Here is a 23414-nt window from a genome sequence, read left to right on the forward strand (position 1 = left end):
GCCCTATAAATATTGATAAAAATTTGACCAAAAGAACATACAATGCTTTAGATATTATTTATAATGGTGGAATTAAAAATATTGTTAATAATAAAAATATGTTAAAAATTTATACTTTAAATTCAAATAAAGTACTTTTTAATAATTTAGAATTTACTTTGAAAGAATTTCATTTTCATACTCCCTCTGAAAATGCTATAAATAATATTAAATATCCCTTAGAACTTCATTTTGTGCATAAAAATTCTTTAAATCAAATTTTAGTTATAGGAGTTTTATTTAAAGAGGGAAAAGAAAATTTAACTTTAAAACAAATTTTAAAAAATATAAAAGAGACTAAAAAGAATCAAAAATTAGATTTAAAAACTTTATTGCCTAAAAATAAATCTTATTTTAATTTTGAAGGTTCTTTAACAACCAAACCTTATACAGAAGGTGTAGAATGGATAGTTATGGAGCATCCTTTAGAATTATCAAAAGCTCAAGTTTTAGAATTTCAAAAATTATTAAAAAATAATGCAAGAGCTTTACAAACTTTAAATAATAGAATAATTAAATATTATAAAGAATGATTTTTACTGATCAGCTAATCAGTAGTTTATAAAATTTTATTTATTGATTGCTTAATCTATTTTACTAAATATAAAACTTGGAACACTTCTTGCTTTTTATCATAGTAAGTTATAGATTAAAGGAATAATCAATGAGAGTTTTGGCACTTTTTTTACTCTTTATCGCTAGTGCTTTTGCGGTTCAAATTAAGGATATTGCTAATACCGTTGGAGTAAGAGATAATCAACTTATAGGTTATGGTTTGGTTGTTGGACTTAATGGGAGTGGAGATGGAACAAGTTCTAAATTTACTCTTCAATCTGTTTCAAATCTTTTGCAAGGTATGAATATAAAAGTTGATCCAAATAATATTAAATCAAAAAATATAGCAGCAGTTATGGTAACTGCTAAGCTTCCTGCTTTTGCAAAAAGTGGAGATAAACTTGATGTAACTGTCTCATCGTTAGGAGATGCTAAATCCTTACAAGGTGGAACTCTTTTACTCACGGCTTTAAGAGGAATTGATGGAGAAATTTATGCTATAGCACAAGGTTCTTTATCTGTAGGTGGTTTAGCTCCAAGACCTGGAGCAGCAGGATCTCATTCTACTGCTGCTACAGTTATAGGTGGAGCTAATGTTGAAAGAGAAATTCCTCAAAATTTTAATGAAAGTAATAATTTAACTCTAAGCTTAAAAACAGCAGATTTTAAAACAGCTAATGATATAGAAAGAGTTTTAAATACTGTTTTTGAAGAAAATGTTGCAAAAGCTGTTGATTCAAGAACGATAAAATTAAATAAACCTGAAGATCTTTCTAATGTAGAATTTATGGCTAAAGTTTTAGAACAAGATATTTCTTATACTCCGCAAAATAAAGTTATAATTGATGAAAGAACTGGAACAGTTATTGCAGGGGTTGATGTAGAAGTTGAACCTATTTTAATCACTCATAAAGATATTACCATTAAAATTGATCCTAATAATACTACACCTTTAGCTGGTAATGAGATTGATATGAAGGATGGGGGAATCGTTGATCCAAATTCTAATACTTTAAGGATTAATAGTTCAAAAACAACTGTAGCAAATATAGCAAGAATGCTTAATAAATTGGGTGCTAGTCCAAATGATATTATAGCTATTATGGAAAATTTGAAAAGAGCAGGTGCTATTAATGCTGATTTGGAGATTATATAATGAAAATTGATAATTTCTTAAATACTTATAATATGTCAGGTCAAATTTATGATTTAAAAAAACCTTTTGAGGCTAGAGTAAAAGATAACGAAGTTATTGCAAAAACACCACAAGATCAAGCCTTAAAAGAGCAAACAGATGCTTTTGAAGCTTTTTTGGTTAAGTCTGTTCTTGATATTTCGCTAAAAAACCAAAATTCACTTTTTGGAAAAGATGCAAGTGATGAGATATATTCATCAATGTATAATGATGCTATGAGCAAGGCTTTAAGTGGCGGACTCGGATTTTCTAAATTATTATATGATTTTTTAAAAGAAAGGAGTTAATTTTTTTTAGATTTATCCGATATGCCTTATAGGAAATTGTAAAATCCATTTTAACAAGGAAGGCAAAAATGATAAATCCAGTAAAACAAGGTTATCTTAGTAGTATTGCTACCATAGATACAAATAAATCAGATAAAAAAATAAAATTAGATAATACTCAAAAAACAGAAAATGAAAAAGTTGCTAAAATTGCTGAGCAAATTAAAAATGGAGAATATAAAATCGATTTAAAAGCTACAGCAAGTGCTATTGCAGATTCTTTAATCTAGCTTTTTTCTCTTCTTTTTTTGAGTAAAAAAGGAGAGAAAAATGATAAAAAAACATTTAGATAAAGTTAATACGATTTTAGAGAAGTTAATTTCTCTAACTACTGAAGATATAGAAAATATTAAAGTTGCTAAACATGAAAGCGTTTCTTTAAGCGTGGAAGAAAAAAATAAGCTAATAATAGAATTTAATCAAGCTAAAAAAGAATTAGATCAAGCTCTTATTACTCTTAATAATAGTTCTACGGCAGGATTATCTCAAATGCTTGATGAAGAAGATAAACAAAAACTTGATCAACTTAAAAATAATCTTCAAGCTCTTTATACAAAAAATAAAGAATATGCAAAATTTGTTTTAATTGTTAAAGATTTTTTAGATGGTTTGCTTAATAAAATGTTTGATGCAAATAATGGAACAAATAATGCTTATGGAGATAAAAAAACTACACCAGAATCATTTTTTAAAATAAATGTTTAAAGGGTTATATAATGGGTATTTTTTCTACGCTTCATACAGGGGTAACAGGTTTAAAAGCAAGTGAAGTTCAAATTGCTACAACAAGTAATAATATTTCAAATGCTAATAGCACTTTTTATACACGTCAAAGAGTTGTTCAAACAACCAATGGATTTTATACAACAGGAGGAGTACAGGTTGGCACTGGAACGAGTGTTGATAGTATTATTCGCTTGCATGATGAATATTCTTATTACAAACTAAAAAATGCTTCAACGCAACTTGAATATACAAAATATTTAGGAGATACATTAAAAGAAGTATCTCAGAGATTTCCAGATTTACAATCAACTGGAATTTTAAAAGATTTGGAAAATTATAATAAAGCTTGGAATGATTTTGCTTCAAACCCAAACGAGAATGCAACAAAAGTAGCTCTTGTTAAAGCTACTCAAACTTTAACAGAAAGTTTAAATAATACTTTTGTTACTTTGGGAAAAATGCAACAAAAAGTCAATGATGATATAAAATCAACAGTTGATGAGATCAATCGTATTGGTGAAGAAATTGCAACAATTAATAAACAAATTTATGGACAAGAAGCCTTAACTACAGAGCATGCCAATGAATTAAGAGATAGAAGAGATGAGTTAGAACTAACTCTTTCGAAATTAGTAGATAGTGTTGCTTCCAAAAATCCTATCAATCAAGACAATCGTTTTGATCAAACAGTTACAGATCCTGGACATCAATATAACCTTAGCATAGAAGGTTTTACTATAGTAGATGGAATAAATTTTCATCCTTTAAAACTTGATTATGATGATAAAAATAAATCTTATAGTATTTATTATGAAACCGCAGATGAGAAAATTCGTGATTTAACTGGAAAGATTAAAGGAGGTCAACTTGGAGCACAACTTGATCTTCGTGGTAGAGATTATAATAAACTAGAAGGAAAATATGAAAATGGGATTCTTCAAGGTTATATGGACTCTTTAGATACTTTTGCTAAGACTTTAATCAATGAAACAAATAATTTATATGCGAGTTCTGCAAAAAATTCAATGACTTCTGATTATATTAGTGGTTTGCAATCTAATATACCTTTAATGAATTATGATAGAACCATACAGCCTGGAAGTTTTGATATTGTTATTTATGATGAAAAAGGAGATAAAAAAGCTACAAAAACTATTACCATAGATGTTAATACTACTATGGAAGATTTGATAAAACAGATAAATTTTAACTCCGATGATAATGGCAATAATAATAACCAAGATGATGTAGATGATTATATTAATGCAAGTTTTAGCTATGATCCAAAAAGTGATAGTGGATTGTTTCAAATCAATGCAAAATCAGGGTTTAAGGTAGCTATTGAAGATAAAGGGACAAATTTCGCAGGAGCTTTTAGTATAGGAGGGTTTTTTAGTGGAAATAATGCTGGGAATATTTCTGTTAAAGATAGCATTTTAAATGATCCTAGTACTTTAAGAGCAAGTTTAAGTGGTGTTGATAGTGGTAATGACATGGCGAATAAAATTATACAGCTTCAATACGATAAAGTAAATTTTTATAATGATGATGGGACTATTGATAAACTAACTTTAGAAGAATATTATAGAAAATTTACAGGTAAAATTGCAAGTGATGGAGAAAATAATGAAGTTGTTCTTGCAAGTAATACTACCTTATATAATTCTGTTTATACAGAATATCAGTCAAAATGTGGTGTAAATACCAACGAAGAATTAGCAGCTTTAATACAATATCAATCAAGTTATGGAGCAGCAGCAAAAATCGTTAGTACTGTTGATCAGATGCTTGATACTTTATTAGGACTTAAATCTTAAATATTAATTTTGAAATTTGACTTTTTATTTTTTGTCAAATTTCTTTAATCTTTAAAAATTCTTTTATTTTTATTGTTTTAATTTTCGGCTTTCTAAAAAATTTAAATTAGAATAAATAAAGGATTTTAATGCAAAATTTAATTAATCTTAAAATCAAGCTAGATGAATTAGCAAGAGAAAAGAATAATTCTAAAGCTTTATTTAGTGCTCCTGATCCTCTTCAAGTTGCCAAAATACATAATGATGAATTTATAGCATTAATTTGTGCTTTATTTGCTTATGGAAATGCAAAAAATATGCTTAATTTTTTAAAAAAGCTTGATTTTAATTTAATTAATTTAAACGAAGAACAAATTCACAAAAAATGTAAAAAATTAAAATATCGTTTTCAAAATGAGCAAGATATTGTTCAGATTTTTATTACTTTTAGAAGATTAAAACAAGAAATTTCTCTTAATGAATTATTTACTAAAGCTTATCAAAAAGAAGAAAATATTTTAGATGCTATTTTAGTTTTTATACAGAAAGTAAAAATGCTTAATAATTATGAAAGTTATGGATATACTTTTTTCTTTTCTAAAAGCTTTGAAAATATTCCAAAATCACCATTAAAACGTTATAATATGTTTTTAAGATGGATGGTAAGAAAAGATAATCTTGATATGGGACTTTTTGATAAAATTCATACTAAAGATCTATTAATGCCTTTAGATATACATACTTTTAAAACCTCGATTGCTTTAGGACTTATTAAGCGTAAAGTATATGATTTTAAAAGTGTGTTAGAATTAACAAATAAACTCAAAGAATTTGATTTTTATGATCCTGTAAAATATGATTTTGCTCTTTATAGATTAGGGCAAAGTAAGGAGATTTTAAAGTATGGGAATTGAAAATTTTGATATATTTTATTATTTTGTGCTTTTGTTTGTTGCTATTTTTGCAGGATTTATTGACTCTATTGTAGGTGGCGGGGGTCTTATAACTATACCTGCTCTCCTTGCTTGTGGAATTTCACCGCATTTGGCTATAGCAACTAATAAGCTTCAAAGTGTTTTTGGATCTTTAACTGCTGCTTTTACGTATTATAAATCAACTACTTTACCTCATTTAATTTGGGGAGTTTGTTTTACAGCTATTGGTGCAGCTATTGGAAGTTATGGGGTTTTATTTATTGAAGATAACTCTTTAAAAATTATAATATTAGTGTGTTTAACTTTTACTTTTTTATATATTGCATTCAAGCCTAATTTTGGAAAAGAACAAAGCAAAGCAAAGATTAAAAATATCAAAGTTTTTCATATTATTTGCGGATTAACTTTGGGTTTTTATGATGGTTTTTTGGGACCAGGAACAGGATCATTTTGGATTTTTGCTTGTGTCTTTTTACTGGGTTTTAGCATGAAACAAGCTAGTATTAATACTAAAATTTTAAATTTTTCTAGCAATATTGTTGCTCTTTTTATTTTTATTTGGCAATATAAAGTTTTATGGGATATAGGTTTTTTAATGGGATTTGGTCAAATTATAGGTGCATTTTTAGGTTCAAAACTTGTTCTAAAAACTAAAGGACATTTTATAAAAATTTTATTTTTAGTTGTTGTTGCTTTAACTATCATAAAAGTATCTTGGGATTATTTTATAAAATGAAGGCGTTTATGTATAAAATTATCTTTTTAATGTTTTTTTCTTCTTTGCTTTTTGCAAAAGATTTTATTAATTTTGAACAAAATATTTCTAAAAAACAACAAATAGATAAAAAGAAGATAGTTAAAATTCCAACTCATTAAGGATATAGTTTGGAGCTTTTGCATTTTTTTCAATACAAAGAAGGCTATCGTTACAATAGTGATTCTTTATTGCTTGTAGATTTTATATTAAAAGAAGGTATAAAATCTGAAGTTTTAGATGTTGGTAGTGGTTGTGGTATTATAGGAATATTATTGAAACAAAATATTCCTAGTTTGAGTTTAAATTTATTAGATATTCAAAAAGAAAATATAAAACTTATTAAAAAAAACTTAGAATATAATTTTTTGGAAGCTGAGGTATTTTGCGAGGATTTTAAAAATTTTAATTCTTTAAAAAAATTTGATTTTATTGTTAGTAATCCTCCTTTTTACAGACAAGGGGCACAACTTAGCAATAATATCCATAAAAATATAAGCAAATTTAGAGAATTTTTACCTTTAGAGGTTTTTATTGAAAAATCCTATCATTTATTAAAACCGCAAGGAATTTTATATTTTTGCTATGAAAGCATAGCTTTAAGTGAAATTTGTGCTTTATTGGAGAAAAATAATATAAAAATTATTAAAATTTGTTGTGTTCATAAAGATATTAAATCAAAGTCAAGATTAGTTTTGATTAAAGCAAGAAAAGGAGTAAAAAGTTCTTGTGAAATTTTAGCTCCTTTTTTAATGTATGAAAATAATCACTTAAGTGATAAAATGAATGAAATTTGCTTAAGGTTTGGGATAAAAAGTTATGATATATGAAAAAGATTTTCCTTATGCTTTTGATGAGAATGCTTGTGCTAAATGTGGCGGGAAATGTTGCACTGGAGAAAGTGGGAATATTTTTATAAATAATGATGAAATAAACCTTCTTAGTGATTATTTAAAGCTAGATAACAAGCAGTTTATGGAACGATTTATAAAAAAAGTTGGCTTAAGATATAGTTTAAAAGAAGTTGAATTTGAACAAGGATATGCTTGTATTTTCTTTGATAAAAAGAAAAGAAATTGTAGTATTTATGAATTAAGACCTAATCAGTGTAAAACATTTCCATTTTGGAAATATTTTAAATTTCATAAAGAGGAATTGCAAAAAGAATGTATAGGAATTTATTATTTATCTTAATAACTATTTTTTTAACAGCTTGTGCAAATAAAAACCAAGTAGTTTTTAAAGATTATGAAGAGCAAAAAAGTAATAAGCTTGATATGCAGATTCTTAGTGCTTTAAATTATGAGTATTTTAATGATTATAAAAAATCTAGAGATATATTTTTAGATCTTTTTAAAGAATATAAAGATGTTGTTTTTTTACAAAATGCTTATTTTTTGACATTGGCAAATAATTTAAATGATATTAAAGAAATTGACAATATTGCTAGAGTTTATGTAGATGAAAATGATAATCTTAAAAGACTTAGTGCTTTTTATGCTTTAAAAAGTTTAGAGCTTAATAGAGCGCAAAAATTAATCAACGAACTTTTGGCTAAAAATTCTAATGATCCTAGAAATTTGGAACTTTATGGCGATTTATTTGTGCAAAAAAAAGATTTTATCAATGCTTTAAAATATTACAAATTAGCTTATAAACAAAATCCAACAGAAGATTTTTTATTTAAAATTATCAGCACTTATGCAATTTTAGATGATACTAAAAGCATTGAAAAATTTCTTGAACAATGGCGTCAAAAAAATGGTTGCACATTAAAAACTTGTTCAGTTTTAGCTAAAATTTATAATGATGAAAAGAAATTTGATTTGCTTGAAAATATTTATATCGATCTTTATAAAATAAGCAATAATAAAAGTTTTATTTATTCTTTGCTTGATATTTTAAATAAAGAGCAAAAAAAACAAGAGGCACTAGATTTAGCTTTAGAATATGATTTAGATAATGATATTAAAATCTTTTTATATCAAGATCTTAAAAAATTTAATGAAGCTAAAAATTTAAGTTTAAAAATGTATGAGCAAAGTGGAAATAAAGAATATCTTATGCGTGCTGCCGTTTTCGAATTTGAACAAGCGAGTTTAGATAAAAAAATAACTCCAAGTTTAGTTTTATCTGTAGCAAAAAAATTCGAACAAGGAATAGATTATAATAGTAATGCTTTATATTTAAATTATTATGGATATTTATTAATTGATAATGATATAGATATTGAAAAAGGGATATATTTAGTAAAACTTGCCCTAGAAAAAGAACCAAATAATTTATATTATATTGATTCACTTGCTTGGGGTTATTATAAATTAAAAGATTGCAAAAAAGCTTGGGAGTTTTTGGAAAAAACTTTTGTTGATAAAGAGTTTTCAAATTCAAAAGAAAGTAAAGATCATATTAAAGCGATTAAAGAATGTTTAAAATAACAGATGAAATAATAAATGAAAGCAAGATAGAGCTTGAAAAAAGAAAGAAAATTTTTCCTTATGATATGCTAGGAAGATCTTTAGCTTCAAATCCCTTTTTTCCAAAAGAAGTGAAAAAAAATCTACAAAGAAGCAATAATGAAATAAAATTTATGCCTATTATAAAAGAAGAAAAAGAAGAAAAACTTTTACAACAAGCTTTGGATTTAGAAAAAGATAAAGCTAATTGTGCTTTATGTATTGAATTACAACCCCAAAATCTTCAAAATTTAAGTTTAATAAGACGTTATCTTAAGCTTCCTTTGCTCAATAAACAGCTTATTTTTGATGAATATCAAATTCTTGAATCTTTAGTTTATGGAGCAGATTTTATTTTGCTTAGTGCTAAATTTTTAAATTTAAAAGAACTTAAAAGATTACTTGAATTTACAAGATACTTAGGACTTGAGGCTTTAGTTTTAATTAGTGATAAAGAAGATTTAAGTAAGGCAATTTTTGCTGGAGCGGATATTTTAGGAATTTATTTTTTGCAAACCTTTAATGAAGTATCTTATAAAAAAATAATTTCTTTAATTCCTAATTCTAAAATTATTTTAGCTTGTAATATGATAGAAAAAAATGAGATAGAAAAATATCAAAATTTAGGAATTGATGTTTTTTGTAAGGATAAATAATGCAATATTTGTATGCACCTTGGCGTCAGGAATATTTTAATCATAAAAAACAAAGTTGTGTCTTTTGTGATTGTGCGAATAAAATTAAAAGTGATGAAGAATTAGGAGTTATTTTTAGAGCAAAATATTGCTTTGGTGTGATGAATGCTTATCCTTATTCTGTAGGACATTTTATGATAGTTCCTTATATACACGAGGAGCATATAGAAAATTTAAAAAATGAAATTTGGCAAGAAATGAGTGATTTAGTAAGAGTTGGTGTTAAAATTTTAAAACAAGAATTAAATGCTAGCGGGGTTAATATAGGTATGAATTTAAGCAAAGACGCTGGAGCTGGGATTGCAATGCATTGTCACTATCATCTCGTGCCACGTTGGAGCGGGGATACCAATTTTATTACAACAATAGGAGAAACTAGAGTTTATGGAAGTGATTTTAAAAAAAATTACGAAAAAATAGCAACAGCTTTTAATAATGTTTCAAGAGTTTGAATTTCAGGAATTTGATAAGCAAAATTTTGATTGTTTGATTGATGCAAGAAGCCCTAGAGAATTTATTTATTCCCACATTTTTAGAGCCAAAAATTTTTATGCATTAAATAATGAAGAATTTGAAGAGATAGGTATTTTATATACTAAAAATCAATCTTTGGCTAAAATCAAGGGTGCAAGCTATATTTGCAATAATATGGCAAAACATATTTTAGAATTATATAAAGAGCTTCCATTAAAATCTTTGATTGGAGTATATTGTGCTAGAGGAGGAATGCGCTCTAAAAGTGTGAGCATTATTTTATCAGAACTTGGTTATCGCGTGGTTAGATTAAAAGGAGGTTATAAAGCCTATCGATCGTATTTAAATAATTATTTTTCCAAACAACTCAATTTTAAACTTTTATCGCTTTGTGGTAATACAGGATGTGGAAAAACAGAACTTTTAGAATTATTGCCTCAAAGTATTAATCTTGAAAAACTAGCTAATCATTTAGGTTCAGTTTTTGGATCGATTTTGGGAGAGCAGCCAAATCAAAAATTTTTTGAAACTATGCTTTTTGAGAATTTTAAAAATATTAAAAATCAGGCTTTTATTGAACTTGAAAGTAGAAGGATAGGAGATATTATTTTACCTTTAAATTTATATGAAGCTATGCAAAATTCTTTTAAAATTTATTGTTTTTGCTCTTTGGAAAATCGTATTTTACGAATAGAAAAATTTTATAAATCGAAAATAACACCTTTAAAATTTAAGAAAGCTATAGAAAAAATTACACCTTATATTAGTATGAATTTACGTCTTGATTTGTTAAGTTCTTATGATAGAGGTGATTTAAGAAGGGTTATTGTTATGCTTTTAGAATATTATGATAAAGTTTATAAAAAACCTAAAAATATTGATTTTATATTAAATACAGATGATATTTTGCAAGCAAAAGAGAATCTTTTAAATTTATTCAATTTAAAAGATTCTTTAGATTAAAGCCCTAATGCAAATTTAAAAATAACAAAAACAATAGCCGCCATAAGTCCCGCTACAGGTAAAGTAATCACCCAAGCTAAACCTATAGGCTTCATAAGAGACCAATTTGCATTTTTATTATAAAGACCTATGCCTAAAATTGCCCCTATTAAAATATGAGTTGAACTTACTGGGATACCAAGCCCTGTAGCAAGAAGTATAACCAAACTTGCACCAAGTTCTGCACTAAATCCTGTTGTTGGTTTAATTTTTGTGAGTTTAGAACCAACTGTTCTTATCACTTCTTTTCCTAAAAACCAAAGTCCTATTACTAAAGCTACACCAAACATACAAAGAGCAGCAAAAGGAACTGGAGAATTTGCATTGATTGTATTATTTTTTAAAACGTCTAAGATAGCAGCAAAAGGTCCAATGGCATTTGCTATATCATTTGCACCGTGTGAAAAAGCAAAACTTGAAGCAGTAAAAATTTGAAGCCATGCAAAAATCCTATTAGTTGTTTTATTTAGTTCTGTTTTTCTTACAATTTTTACAATGGCAAAAGTAACTATATATGCAACAATACCTAATATTCCTATAATCCATACATTTTGTAAAATATCTAATGTGCTAACATTATTTAAACCTTTAAATAAAAACATAGCGGAAATAATAATAGCGCTCAAGCAACCTATTATAGGCATATGAGTTTTTAAAACAGAGTAAATATCAATAGCTTTTTCTTTTTCTTTAAAATTTTTAATTTGATTTTTATAAAAACTCTTTTCCTTTTCTCCATCATCTAAAACGATCAAGCTTAATTCTTTGATTTGCTCATCTTGAGATTTGTTTTTAAGAGCTTGAAAATATTCTTCTTTGAATTTTTTCTTTTCTTTTTTTATATTTTTAATTTGATCATTTAAGTTTTTAGAAGGTTTAAGAATTTTTTTATCTATGTAGCTAAAAATGCAATAAGCTACTAAACCACCTAAAAGAGGAGAAATAACCCAGCTAATAGCAATTTTTAAAATTCCACTCCATTTTACCATAGAAAGAGTTTGTTCACCATCAAAATATATCATTCCCATCATAATGCTAGCACCAACAATTCCTCCTATAATACTATGAGTCGTTGAAACAGGAAGCCCTTTTTTTGTAGCAATAAAAATCCAAGTTCCAGAGCTTATAAGAGCTGCCAACATAATAGATACAAAGAGCATAGGATTTAAATCTTGTGAAAAATTTACTATATTTGAACGAATGGTTTTTGTAACCTCTCCACCTGCAAAAATAGCTCCACTTAATTCAAAAATAGCGGCTATTATTAGAGCTTGTTTTATGGTAATGGTTTTTGCGCCAACGCTTGTACCAAAAGAATTAGCCACATCATTTCCACCAATATTAAAAGCCATAAAAATTCCAAAAATACTTGCAAGAATAAAGAGTATTAAATGATCATTAGAGATATAATAACTCCCCCAAACAAAAAAGACAACAATACTAATAATAAATATGCCAGAAGCAACAATATTATCCTTTTTCAAACAAAATCCTTAAAATTAAATTGCGATCGCAATTGAAGTTTAGCAAATTTTTCTTATTTTACTTTTAATTTGTTTTATTTTTTTATAATGTTTTTTATTTTATTTTGGATAATGATGAAAAGAGTATTTTTAATTGTAGTAATATGCACTATAAATGTTTTAGCAGGATCTAACCCAAATAATCAATGGAAGAAATTCGATTTTAATATTTCTCAAAAAAAAATAAAAACACCAGAATATAATATAAATTTTAAAGATTCTTTTAGTTCTTTGTTGTCTAATGTCTTGGAAAATAAAAATGGCATTGATAAAACTTGGGATGATTTGAATTTTAACAATGGGAATGTAAAAATTAAAAATTTAAATTCTTTATATGAATATAAAAATATTTCTTTGTTATTTCAAAAAGAACTTTATGTGAGTGAAGATAATTATAATTATTCTGGTGGATTGATTAATCGCTATAAGCAAGATAATTTTTTAATTGGTGTTAATAGTTTTATCGATAGAAAAAAAGAGCAAAAAGATGTCAGTTTCGGGGGAGAATTTGGTTATAGTAATTTTTTAAAAGCTTATACAAACTATTATTATTTTGATCAAGCAAAACGTAACATTCAACTTGGGGTAAGTTTTACTATTCCAAATTATGATTATTTTTATTTTGATATAAATAAAAACGAAGAAAATATTGATTATAAAGTATCTTATTCTCCTTATAGTATTTTTAATTTAAATTTTATTTTTAGAGAATTGGATCAAAGTGAAGATAGAATTTTGCAATTAGGTTTTAAGATTGATTTGAATAAAAGTTTTTTTAAACAGCTTAAAAAAAATAATGATATTTTTGAGGAAGTTCAACGTTATGATTTCCTCAAAAGATAACTAATACATTCCAGCATTACGAAATTCTTCAGGGTGATCTAGAGCATATTTAAATTTTTCTCTATCGATTTGTTTATCCCATATACTTACAATTAAAGCCGCAACACTATTTCCGCAAAGATTGCCCACAGCTCTCATTTCTGACATAAATTTATCAACTCCAAGCAAAATTCCTATAGCAGCTACAGGTAAAACTTCAGCTAAGGTTCCACCAAATCCATTATTTGCTTCCGGAATTTGCATACCACCTAATGCCGCTAAAGTGCTTCCAAGAACTATAAATCCAGAACCAGTAACACCAACAGCCCCCTTAGATGCTATCATTAAAACAATTAAAATACTAATTTCATGACTTAAAGATAAATTTACATTAAAGGCTTGCGCTAAAAAGATTAGACTCATTGCTAAATAAATATTTGTACAATCTAGATTAAAACTATATCCTGTTGGTAAAACTAACCCAACTGTTGTTTTTGATAATCCTGCTTTTTCTAATTTTCTCATTAAAGGAGCAAGAGCTGACTCACTTGAACTTGTAGCAAAAACAATTAAAACTTCTCTAGAAATAAAACGCATAAATTTAAAAATATTTACTTTAACTAAATAACAAATAATACCTAAAATAATAAAAATAAAGACAAGACAAGAAATAAGCATTACAAAAAGTAAATAACCAAGATTAATTAAAGATTCAATGCCATATTGTGCAATCAATACAGCCATAGCGGAAAATGCTGCAATAGGACTAAAATACATTACAATTTGTAAAATTTTAAATACAAAATTTTGTGCAATTTCAAATGTTTTTTGTATTATTTGTTTATCTTCTTGCTTCATTAAAGAAATAATTAAAGCTGTAATAATAGCAATAATAAGAACTTGCAAAGTTTTTCCTTCTGTAAAAGGACTAATAATATCTGTTGGAATTGCATCTTTTAAAATATGCATAATTTCTGATTTGGCGCTAATTTCTTGAGTTTGATTTACATATTTTTCAACTTTAGTTAAATCAAGTGTTTTTGGATCTAGATTCATTCCAGATCCTGGTTGCATGATATTTGCCATAAAGATTCCAATAGCTAAAGCTAAAGTGCTTACTATTTCAAAATAAAGAACAGATTTAACACCAATACTACCAAGTTTTTTAAGATTTTCAAGACTAATAATACCCAATACAATGGTAATAAATATAATAGGTCCAATTAAAATTTTTAAAGTTTTAATAAAATATTCAACTCCGCCTTTACTAGCAAAAGCTAAATCTTTATTAAAATATCCAAGTATAACTCCTCCAATGATGCCAATAATAACCCAAAAACCGAGACTTTTTATTAAAGATTTTAAAAAAGGTGGTTTTCTTTTTACCAATGTTTGACTCAAAGTTTCCAAAATAAACTCCTCTAAAAAAACTTCAAAAATTTTAACAGAAAAATAAATACTTAGCATTATTTTAATATGAATTCTTTTTTAAGTGTTACTTATTTTCTCAAATATATATTATTTTAATAAAAATATTTAATTTTTATTTTAATTAAACACGATATAATGCGTCAAAAATTTAGAGGTGAATTATTATGAAAGAGATTTTTTTATCAAAAGATGCTTTAATTACTTCTAAAACAGATCTTAAGGGAAATATTATTTATGCAAATGATGATTTTTCCAAATATGCTGGTTATGAGACTAAGGAATTTTTAGGAAAGCCTCATAATATTGTAAGGCATCAAGATATGCCAAAAACTGTTTTTAAATGTCTATGGGATACCATACAAAAAGGAGAAGAAATTTTTGCCTTTGTAAAAAACCAAGCAAAAAATGGAGATTATTATTGGGTTTTTGCAAATGTTACCCCATCGTTTAATTCTAGCGGTAAGATAATTAATTATTATTCAGTTAGAAGAGCTCCAAATCGCAAAGCTTTGCCTATCATAGAGAGTGTTTATAAAACTATTTTAGAAAAAGAGAAGCAAGGAGGCATTAAGGCAGGATTAGATTCTTTGATAGAAATCGTTTCATCTTATAATGTCAGTTACAATCAGTTAGTTTTCGATTTGCAAGAAAATCTTAGATAATTAAGATAGAATTAATCTTGTTTTTAATATAATTTCCTTTTCAAAAATTCTAAAAAATTATAAGTCTATTTGGCTTAAAAATCATTCTTTTTAAAATATCTTAAAATTTATTAATTTTCATAGGAGTATAGATTTAAAATGGTAAATTGGTTTATATTTTCTATTTTATCGGTTATATTAGGAATTTTAGGAGCTTTTATAAGTATCTTTATAGCAATCCCTATTTTAATTTTATCTTTAGTATTGCTTATATATATGTTTTTTTATTATAAAAATGAACAAGTTATAATTGATAAATTGCTTCAACTTTCTGGGGAGTTAAGAGAGGGTAATTTTGATGGTAGAATTATTTATACTAATACCAAAAGTAAAAAATTAGGTATTATTGCTGATAATATGAATAATACCATAGATAATTTAGAGGCTTATTTAAGAGAAATTAATACTGCTATTTCTTGTTCTCAAAAGGGTGAATTTTATAGAAAAGCGCTTCCTGAGGGTTTAAAGGGAACTTTTGCTTCTAATATAGAATTTATTAATAAAGTTTTATCAAGTATAGAGGCTACTTCTAAATTGGCATACAAAAATGCTTTATCAAAAACTTTAATGGATTTAAGTCTTACAAATCAAAATAAAGATATGTCAGAAATTTCATCTTCTTTAAATCAAGATATAAGTATTATGAAAAATGTTTATGATATGGTTGATTTTATAACACAAACTGCAACTCAAAGTGGTTCTGAAGTGAATTCTTTGCAAAATTCTATGAGTTCTTTATTAGAAGTTGTAAATTCAAGTAAAGATACTGTGCAGACTTTCGTAGCAAATTCTCAAAATATCACTTCTGTTGTTGAAGTAATTAGAGATATAGCAGATCAAACAAATTTATTAGCGTTAAATGCTGCAATAGAAGCTGCACGTGCAGGAGAACACGGACGTGGATTTGCTGTTGTTGCTGATGAAGTTAGAAAACTAGCAGAGAGAACTCAAAAATCTACAAGCGAAATTTCAATTGCCATACAGACAATGCAGCAAGATTTTACAAATATTCAATTAGGTAGTGAGCAAATATTTGGTATTGTGAGTGAGTCAGAAGAAAGAATTAATAAATTTTCTCAAGCATTTAAGCGTCTTGAAGAGAATAGTCTATCTTTAGGAAAAGATTTTGTAGAATTTGCAAAAAGACTTATACTTTCAACTGTAAAAATAGATCATATTTTGTATAAATCAAATATTTATCTTAACCTTAATGGAGCTCAACAATTTAATCTTGAAAGTGTTGATCCAATTTCAAATCTTTGTAATGATGATAGAGCTAAAAGCATTATTGACGAATGTATTAAAGAGAATGAATTAAATCAAGGAAAAGAGTATATAAAAGATAATGCTCAAAAAGCAATTAAAGAATCAAGTCTTGAATATATTGATCAGAATGCATATAATATAATTGTTAATGATGTTAAAAATTTAGAACAGAAAAGTTTAGAAATTTTAGAAAAATTAAAAGTATAATTCAAAGAGGAATAACAATGTCAAAGGAGATTTTTTTAACACAATATTGTTTAATAACTTCAAAAACTGATTTACAGGGAAGAATAGTTTATGCAAATGGCGATTTTTTAAAATATGCCGGTTTTTCAATGAGTGAAATTTTATATAAACCTCATAATATAGTAAGACACTCTTCTATGCCAAAAGCTGTTTTTAAACTCTTGTGGAATTATATGAAAGAAAAAAAAGAAATTTTTGCTTTTGTAAAAAATCAATCAAAAAATGGAGATTATTATTGGGTTTTTGCAAATGTTACCCCATCATTTGATTCTATTGCAAACAAAGTTATAGGATATTATTCTGTTCGTCGTAAACCTAATAAAAAAGCTGTTGATATAATTGAAAAATTTTATGATGAATTATTAAAAATTGAAGATAAAGAGGGTATCAGTGCAAGCTTACAAACTTTAGATGAATTTTGTAAAAGTCAAAATAAAACTTATAATGAACTTATGTTTCAGCTTCAAGAATCTTAAATAGTTTTTATTTAAGATTCTTTTTTACTCAACATATTTTAGAGGTTAGCTATGTTTGATATTATTGTTATAGGCGGAGGTCATGCAGGAATTGAAGCAAGTGCAGCAGCTTCTAGAATGGGTAAAAAAACCTTACTTTTAACTACTCTTATTGAGCAAATTGGCGCAGCAAGTTGCAATCCTGCTATAGGAGGGCTTGCTAAAGGACATTTAGTAAAAGAACTTGATGCTATGGGTGGTTTGATGGGAGAAATTACAGATCAAACAGGAATTCAATTTCGTATACTAAACGAAAGCAAGGGTGTAGCTGTTAGAGGTTCTAGAGCACAAATTGATATGGATGCATATAGAATTTATGCTAGAAATAAACTTTTAAGTTTGGATAATTTAGATATTTCTCAAGAGCAGGCTGTAGATTTAATTATTGAAAATAATCAAGCGCTTGGTGTTAAAACAAATTTAAATAATGAATATTTTGCTAAAAAAATTATTTTAACAACAGGGACATTTTTAAATGGACTTATTCATGTTGGGGAGAAAAAAATTGAAGCAGGAAGAGTAGGGGAATACTCTTCTATAAAACTTGCGAATTCTTTAAAAAAAATTAATTTAAATATTGGAAGATTAAAAACTGGAACTTGTCCAAGAGTTGATGCTAAAAGTATTGATTTTAATCTTTTAGAAATTCAATACGGAGATAAATTTCCTAAAGCTTTTAGTTTTAGAACAAAAAATTTTAATCCTATTCAACTTCCATGTTTTATTGCAAGGACAAATTTAAAAACACATGATATAATCAAAAATAATTTTTATCGTGCTCCACTTTTTACTGGACAGATTGAAGGTATAGGTCCAAGATATTGTCCTTCTATAGAAGATAAAATTAATCGTTTTGGCGATAAAGAAAGTCATCATTTATTTATAGAACCTCAGACAAAAGTTGCAAATGAATACTATATAAATGGTTTTTCTACCTCATTGCCATATGAGGTGCAAATTGCAATGTTAAGAAGTATAAAAGGTTTTGAAGAAGCCAAAATAACGCGCTTTGGTTATGCCATAGAATATGATTATATTGATCCAATGGAGCTTTATCATACTTTAGAAACTAAAAAAATTAAAAATTTGTATTGTGCTGGACAAATTAATGGAACAACAGGTTATGAAGAAGCTGCAGCTCAAGGTTTTATGGCTGGGGTAAATGCGGTTTTAGCTATTGATAAAAAAGAACCTTTTATTTTAGATAGGGATGAAGCTTATATAGGCGTATTGATTGATGATTTGGTAACAAAAGGAACAAAAGAGCCATATAGAATGTTTACTTCAAGGGCTGAATTTAGACTTTTATTAAGAGAAGAAAATGCTATATTAAGACTTGGTAAATATGGTTTTAAATTAGGGCTTCTAAGTAAAAAAGACTTTGATTTTATTGAAAATATTAATAAGAATTTGAATAAAGGTTTAAAATTTTTACTAGAAAAAGAACTTACCCCAAATAATGAAAATAATGAATTTTTAGCAAGTATTAAAGAAGAGTCAATCACCTCAGTATTAAACTGGCAAAAAATCGTTGCAAGATCAAGTTTTAATATTGAAAAACTTAGAAAAGTTGATACAATTTTTGAGGATATGGATGAGTATTCTTTACAAGAAATTTTAAGTGAAGCCAAATATTATCATTATATTAAAATGCAAAAAGCACAAATCAATAAAATGAAAAATTTAAATGAATTAAAAATTCCAAATGACTTTAATTTTAGAAATATTAGTGGTTTAAGTAATGAGGTAGTAGAAAAATTAGAAAAATTTAAACCCCAAACTCTTTTTGCAGCAAGTAAGATTAGTGGTATTACTCCAGCGGCTTTAGATATTTTACATATTTATATTAAAATGAAAAAGAGTGATAAAAAAATTATTGATTAGAATTATTTTGTATAGGTTTTAAAAAATCTTCATTGATCAAAATATCAATAACATCTTTAAACATAGGTAAAGCACTTTGTGCAGCATAATAAGTCTTAGTAGGATTTCTTACTAAAACCCCTATAGTATAGCGATGATTTTCATCATTAGCAAAGCCAAAAAAGGAAGCATTGTAGCGATTAGATGTGTAACCTTGTCTTTCTGCAATTCTTGCTGTTCCTGTTTTGCCTCCTATGATAATACCAGGTGTCATAGCCTTTTTTCCTGTTCCTTTTTCTATAACGTCAATTAAAATATTTTGCATAGTTTTTGCTGCTTCATTTGAAAGAATTTTTTCTTTTTTAATTTCATCATCCAAGCTAATAAAACGTCCATTCTGATAAAACTTATCTGCAAGTTTTGGGGTGATGTAAATTCCATCATTATTAAAGACATTATAAGCTCCAAGAAGTTGTATAAAAGTAGTTTTTAAACCATATCCATAACTTAAAACAGATTTTTCTATATCTCTTAATCTTTTAGGATTTGGAAGCTCTCCTTTTTGTTCATAAGGCAAATCTATACCACTTTTTTCTCCAAATTTAAAAATTCTAAGTCCTGAAATAATTTCTAAATTATTCAATCTTTTAGCGATTTGAATCATTCCTATATTTGATGAATATCGAATAATTTCTTCCATGCTCATTTTATCTTTTCTATGATCATCGCTGATAATAAAACGTCCTAGTTTATATTTCCCTCCATAAGTATTAATGATTTCATCGAGTTTAATTTTATTAAGTCTTAAAGCTGTTACAAAAATAAATGGCTTAATAACAGATCCAGCTTCATAGCCATATTCTATAGCACTAGCATTTAAAACAGATAAATCTTTGCTACGGTTTTTAGGATCATATCTTCTTGAGCTAGCAAGGGCTAGTATTTTACCTGTTTTGCTTTCCATAACCCCTACAATAATTTCATTTGCTTTTAATTCTTCATTTCTTTGATCAATTGCCTTTTCTATATTTTTTTGAAGTTTTAGTGAAACATTAAGATAAAGATCGCAACCATTAATTTTTTTTTGTTGCAAGGAGTTAGAATTTAAAATAATATTCCCTCCTATATCTTTAAGACCTTGAATTTTTTCATCTTGTAAAGGACTTAAACATTCATCATAGTATTTTTCTAAACCTTTAACACCTATATTTTTTAAAATATTATTGTCTTTATCTAAAAAAGTTTTTGTATAGCCAATAGCAGGAGTTAAAGTATCTGCTGACATATAAATTCTATCTTCTCTATGTTCAATAATACTTAAACCTCTAGTTTCAACACGATTGTTATTGTTAAATGCTTTAAAAAATCCTTGTATATATAGTTTTTTAGCAAGTTCTTTTAAATAGCTTGCTCTTTTTGAATCAAGGTTTTGCAAAAGGACAAAATTATAACTTTTTTTCTTTGCGTTTTGAATTCTTTTTCTAATATCAAGCATTTGTTCATTACTAGCTCCACTATAAATTTGAAAAAGCTTTAAAAATAAATCAAATTTATCTTTATCAATGCTTCTAAGGTCAATTTCAGCACGATATACTTGACGCGATGATGCAATGGTAAAATTATCTTTTGTAACAATATTTCCTCTTAATGCGTGAGAATATTGATCTTTTTCTGTGTTTGGAATATGACGTTTTGAAGTTAGAAAAAAAGTTGAAATGAGGAAAATAATCATAAATAAAAGTGCCATGCAAAAAGCAAAGGCAACTTTTGATATTCTATTTCTCTTGTTTTCTTGTATCAAAGTTTAAATTTGTGTTCTTGTAATTTCTTTGTAGGCATTAATAGCTTTATTCCTAACCTCAAGCATAAATTTCATACTACTTTCGGCTTTAGTTATAGCAATCGCAGCTTGATGCAAATCTTTAACTTCTCCTGTTGCTATATCTGTCATAGCTGCTTCAGCATCTTCTTGAGTTTTGTTGAGGCTATTAATTTCATTTTTTAGAAGTTTTGAAAATTCATCTCCAATATTATTTGAAGTTTTATTATCAGATAAGTTATTATTTGAAATTGTATTAAGTCTTAAATCATTAATATTATTCATTTTTAACCTTTAAGTAAATCAATAGCACTTTGCGCTATAGTTTTAGCACTTGTAAAAGCACTTACATTTGCCTGATAAGCTCTAGTGGCTTCAATTAAATCTGCCATTTCGATAACTGGATTAACATTAGGATAAGCTACGTACCCCTCTGCATTAGCATCTGGATGAGAAGGATCGTATTTCATACGAAAATCTTTATCATCTCTTACAACTTTATCAACCACAACACTCATAATAGCAGGTTTGGCATCATTAGGAGAAGTTGGATCATTTAAAGGGTTTTCATATTTTAAGAAATTATTATCTTTATTAATTTGTTCATTTAATAACTTATCAAAATCTGTCGCTTTAAAAATAACCTCTCTTCTTCTATAAGGCCCACCTTCTGCGGTCCTTGTTGTATTTGCATTAGCTATATTGGAACTAATGACATTCATTCTAAAGCGTTGAGCACTTAATCCATATCCGCTTATATCAAAATCACTTAAGTATGCCATAATTTTCCTTTAACTTAATTTAGAGCTTGCATCAATAATGGAGCTAAAAATATTACTTTGTCTTCTTAATACCCCATCAAGAGCTGTTATCATAACTGTATTTTTGCTCATTTCTGTAGTCTCTACATCAAGATCTACTGTATTTGCATCATTTCTCGCTAAATGTCCATCTCTTAAATAAATAGTTGATTTATTTGGATCTGGAAATTTCCAAGGTTTTTGATGTCCTTCTTCTGTTATTGCTAATTGTAATTCTTTGTTATCATTTTTCTTAAAAATTTCATTAGCACGGTTAACTAAAGCTGTTTCAAATTCAATATCTCTTGCTTTATAAAAAGGAGTATCAACATTTGCTAAATTAGAATTAATAAGTTGATTTCTTAAATTTCTACCAGCTAAAGCGCTTGCTACAAGCTCTTTTGATTTAAATGGTGAGATCATTTTCTTCCTTTTTATTTGATATTTTTAAATAATAAGCAAAAATTGTTCCATTATTTTTGTCTATTAATAGCATTATTATGATCCTTGATATTTGTGGTAAAGATATGTTTTTTTGTATTTTTATCTCTTACGAAATATAGATACTCACTTTTTATTGGGAAAATAGCAGCTTTAATAGCATTTAATGAAACATTGCAAACTGCATCTTCTGGAACCCCGCTAAATTTATAAGTATTATAAGAAGTATTATCTTGTTTTATTCTTTGAGGTGTTATTTTTTCGTGAGAATAAATTCCATAATTAAGTGTTCCATCCATTTGAAGTTTCATTCCTTTTTTAAGACGATTGTAAATAACACTTGAAACAATTGGCATTTCATCTTCACTAGCTGCCTCCTTTTGGATAATTGAAGCTATTATAATATATTGATGCCATTTTTTTGCATTATATTCCCCAAAAATTTTTTTAGAGATTTTTTGAAAATTATTTTCAGAATACTTTAATATAAAATTAATAAATAAAGATTCAGTAATTCCTTTAGGAATTTTATAAGTTTCTGGTATTAAAACTCCTTCTTTATAAGAGGCTTGTTTTTCAAATTCTTTTAAAAGTATAGTTTTGTTAAGATCTAATTGTTTAGCAACTTGATCTAAAAAAACAATTGTTGTTTCACCTGGTATTAAAGTGATAGTTTCAAGAGCAGCTTTAGATACGGTGAGTTTATATAAAAATTCAGCACGATTTAATTCTTTGTTTCCTATATTAATCCATCCAGATTGAGGATGACCTAAAAAAGATAAAATATATTTATCAATTATACTCATTTGATAATTATTCTGATTTAAATATGATATAATTTGTCCCACTGAGCCTTTGGGGATATAAACTACAGAATTACTTTTAAGTGGAAAAAGCAAGTAGTAAAAAATTCCAAAAATAATAAATAGAAAGAAGTAACGTATGAAGAAAAAAATACTATATTTTTTATTGACAATTTCTATATTAGTGATGTTATTATTTTTAGTTTTAAAAAACGGAATTTCCATATCAAG

Annotated in this window: 27 protein-coding genes; 20 read left to right on the forward strand and 7 right to left on the reverse strand. The window is 26.7% G+C overall.

Annotated features, from left to right (window positions below; translation table 11 throughout):
* The 15 genes from JG677_RS02550 to mnmH form a co-directional block, all read left to right on the forward strand.
* Positions 1-572, forward strand: a 572-nt coding sequence (locus JG677_RS02550) for a carbonic anhydrase family protein (RefSeq protein WP_200285002.1), incomplete at its 5' end; no start/stop codon positions are given.
* A 131-nt stretch (positions 573-703) separates the two neighbouring features.
* A complete protein-coding gene (locus JG677_RS02555) occupies positions 704-1750 on the forward strand; it encodes a flagellar basal body P-ring protein FlgI (RefSeq protein WP_200169621.1) in 1047 nt (348 codons plus the stop codon).
* Positions 1750-2076, forward strand: a complete 327-nt coding sequence (locus JG677_RS02560) for a rod-binding protein (RefSeq protein WP_200169623.1) — start codon at positions 1750-1752, stop codon at positions 2074-2076. The genes JG677_RS02555 and JG677_RS02560 overlap by 1 nt, the downstream gene beginning before the upstream one ends.
* A gap of 68 nt (positions 2077-2144) precedes the next feature.
* Complete coding sequence (locus tag JG677_RS02565) at positions 2145-2345, forward strand: flagellar biosynthesis anti-sigma factor FlgM (RefSeq protein ID WP_200169625.1); 201 nt, start codon at positions 2145-2147, stop codon at positions 2343-2345.
* A 40-nt stretch (positions 2346-2385) separates the two neighbouring features.
* Entirely contained in the window at positions 2386-2820 is a 435-nt protein-coding gene (locus JG677_RS02570) for a flagellar protein FlgN (protein ID WP_200217314.1), read from the forward strand.
* Between the two features lie 11 nt (positions 2821-2831).
* Positions 2832-4658, forward strand: coding sequence for a flagellar hook-associated protein FlgK (gene flgK, locus JG677_RS02575; RefSeq protein WP_200285004.1), 1827 nt, complete (start codon positions 2832-2834; stop codon positions 4656-4658).
* Positions 4659-4786: 128 nt separating this feature from the next.
* Positions 4787-5551, forward strand: a complete 765-nt coding sequence (locus tag JG677_RS02580; RefSeq protein WP_200285006.1) for a TIGR02757 family protein — start codon at positions 4787-4789, stop codon at positions 5549-5551.
* Complete coding sequence (locus JG677_RS02585) at positions 5541-6308, forward strand: TSUP family transporter (RefSeq protein ID WP_200285008.1); 768 nt, start codon at positions 5541-5543, stop codon at positions 6306-6308. The genes JG677_RS02580 and JG677_RS02585 overlap by 11 nt, the downstream gene beginning before the upstream one ends.
* 8 nt (positions 6309-6316) lie before the next feature.
* Positions 6317-6448, forward strand: a complete 132-nt coding sequence (locus tag JG677_RS08970; RefSeq protein ID WP_267904825.1) for a hypothetical protein — start codon at positions 6317-6319, stop codon at positions 6446-6448.
* Between the two features lie 9 nt (positions 6449-6457).
* A complete protein-coding gene (locus JG677_RS02590) occupies positions 6458-7156 on the forward strand; it encodes a tRNA1(Val) (adenine(37)-N6)-methyltransferase (RefSeq protein ID WP_200217317.1) in 699 nt (232 codons plus the stop codon).
* Positions 7146-7520 (forward strand): YkgJ family cysteine cluster protein, encoded by a 375-nt coding sequence (locus tag JG677_RS02595; protein WP_200169638.1) that lies wholly within the window; start codon positions 7146-7148, stop codon positions 7518-7520. Before JG677_RS02590 ends, JG677_RS02595 begins: the two co-directional genes overlap by 11 nt.
* A complete protein-coding gene (locus JG677_RS02600; protein ID WP_200285010.1) occupies positions 7493-8764 on the forward strand; it encodes a tetratricopeptide repeat protein in 1272 nt (423 codons plus the stop codon). Before JG677_RS02595 ends, JG677_RS02600 begins: the two co-directional genes overlap by 28 nt.
* Complete coding sequence (locus JG677_RS02605) at positions 8752-9438, forward strand: indole-3-glycerol-phosphate synthase TrpC (RefSeq protein WP_200217319.1); 687 nt, start codon at positions 8752-8754, stop codon at positions 9436-9438. The genes JG677_RS02600 and JG677_RS02605 overlap by 13 nt, the downstream gene beginning before the upstream one ends.
* Positions 9438-9929, forward strand: coding sequence for an HIT family protein (locus JG677_RS02610; RefSeq protein WP_200217320.1), 492 nt, complete (start codon positions 9438-9440; stop codon positions 9927-9929). Before JG677_RS02605 ends, JG677_RS02610 begins: the two co-directional genes overlap by 1 nt.
* On the forward strand, positions 9913-10914 hold the full coding sequence (mnmH, locus tag JG677_RS02615) for a tRNA 2-selenouridine(34) synthase MnmH (protein ID WP_200285012.1): 1002 nt from the start codon (positions 9913-9915) through the stop codon (positions 10912-10914). Before JG677_RS02610 ends, mnmH begins: the two co-directional genes overlap by 17 nt.
* Here the strand turns inward: mnmH and JG677_RS02620 are convergent.
* Complete coding sequence (locus tag JG677_RS02620; protein WP_200285014.1) at positions 10911-12437, reverse strand: inorganic phosphate transporter; 1527 nt, start codon at positions 12435-12437, stop codon at positions 10911-10913. The genes mnmH and JG677_RS02620 overlap by 4 nt on opposite strands.
* A 114-nt stretch (positions 12438-12551) precedes the next feature.
* Between JG677_RS02620 and JG677_RS02625 the strand changes: the two genes are divergently transcribed.
* Entirely contained in the window at positions 12552-13319 is a 768-nt protein-coding gene (locus JG677_RS02625) for an inverse autotransporter beta domain-containing protein (RefSeq protein WP_200169648.1), read from the forward strand.
* Here the strand turns inward: JG677_RS02625 and JG677_RS02630 are convergent, their stop codons facing one another.
* A complete protein-coding gene (locus JG677_RS02630) occupies positions 13320-14708 on the reverse strand; it encodes a cation:dicarboxylate symporter family transporter (protein WP_200285016.1) in 1389 nt (462 codons plus the stop codon).
* 185 nt (positions 14709-14893) lie between these two features.
* On the opposite strand from JG677_RS02630, the gene cetC reads away from it, so the two are divergent.
* The 4 genes from cetC to mnmG all read left to right on the forward strand — a co-directional run bounded on the left by cetC (position 14894) and on the right by mnmG (position 19341).
* Positions 14894-15391 (forward strand): energy taxis response protein CetC, encoded by a 498-nt coding sequence (gene cetC, locus JG677_RS02635; RefSeq protein ID WP_200169650.1) that lies wholly within the window; start codon positions 14894-14896, stop codon positions 15389-15391.
* A 765-nt stretch (positions 15392-16156) separates the two neighbouring features.
* Positions 16157-16903, forward strand: coding sequence for a methyl-accepting chemotaxis protein (locus JG677_RS09065; RefSeq protein WP_442778887.1), 747 nt, complete (start codon positions 16157-16159; stop codon positions 16901-16903).
* Positions 16904-16920: 17 nt separating this feature from the next.
* Complete coding sequence (locus JG677_RS02645; protein ID WP_200285020.1) at positions 16921-17418, forward strand: PAS domain-containing protein; 498 nt, start codon at positions 16921-16923, stop codon at positions 17416-17418.
* A 51-nt stretch (positions 17419-17469) separates the two neighbouring features.
* Complete coding sequence (gene mnmG / locus JG677_RS02650; RefSeq protein ID WP_200285022.1) at positions 17470-19341, forward strand: tRNA uridine-5-carboxymethylaminomethyl(34) synthesis enzyme MnmG; 1872 nt, start codon at positions 17470-17472, stop codon at positions 19339-19341.
* On the opposite strand, the gene JG677_RS02655 is transcribed toward mnmG, so the two are convergent.
* The 5 genes from JG677_RS02655 to mltG are packed head-to-tail and all read right to left on the reverse strand — an operon-like array spanning position 19331 to position 23408.
* On the reverse strand, positions 19331-21118 hold the full coding sequence (locus JG677_RS02655; protein WP_200169736.1) for a peptidoglycan D,D-transpeptidase FtsI family protein: 1788 nt from the start codon (positions 21116-21118) through the stop codon (positions 19331-19333). The two genes, mnmG and JG677_RS02655, sit on opposite strands and share 11 nt — an antisense overlap.
* A gap of 6 nt (positions 21119-21124) precedes the next feature.
* Positions 21125-21424: a flagellar hook-basal body complex protein FliE gene (fliE, locus tag JG677_RS02660; protein WP_200169655.1), complete on the reverse strand. Its 300-nt coding sequence runs from the start codon at positions 21422-21424 to the stop codon at positions 21125-21127.
* 2 nt (positions 21425-21426) lie between these two features.
* Positions 21427-21921, reverse strand: coding sequence for a flagellar basal body rod protein FlgC (gene flgC / locus JG677_RS02665; RefSeq protein WP_200169657.1), 495 nt, complete (start codon positions 21919-21921; stop codon positions 21427-21429).
* A gap of 9 nt (positions 21922-21930) precedes the next feature.
* Complete coding sequence (gene flgB / locus JG677_RS02670) at positions 21931-22362, reverse strand: flagellar basal body rod protein FlgB (RefSeq protein WP_200169659.1); 432 nt, start codon at positions 22360-22362, stop codon at positions 21931-21933.
* Between the two features lie 50 nt (positions 22363-22412).
* On the reverse strand, positions 22413-23408 hold the full coding sequence (gene mltG, locus JG677_RS02675) for an endolytic transglycosylase MltG (protein WP_200169661.1): 996 nt from the start codon (positions 23406-23408) through the stop codon (positions 22413-22415).
* Positions 23409-23414 lie beyond the last annotated feature (6 nt).

The organism is Campylobacter sp. TTU-622 (assembly GCF_016598965.1).
GTDB lineage: Bacteria > Campylobacterota > Campylobacteria > Campylobacterales > Campylobacteraceae > Campylobacter_D.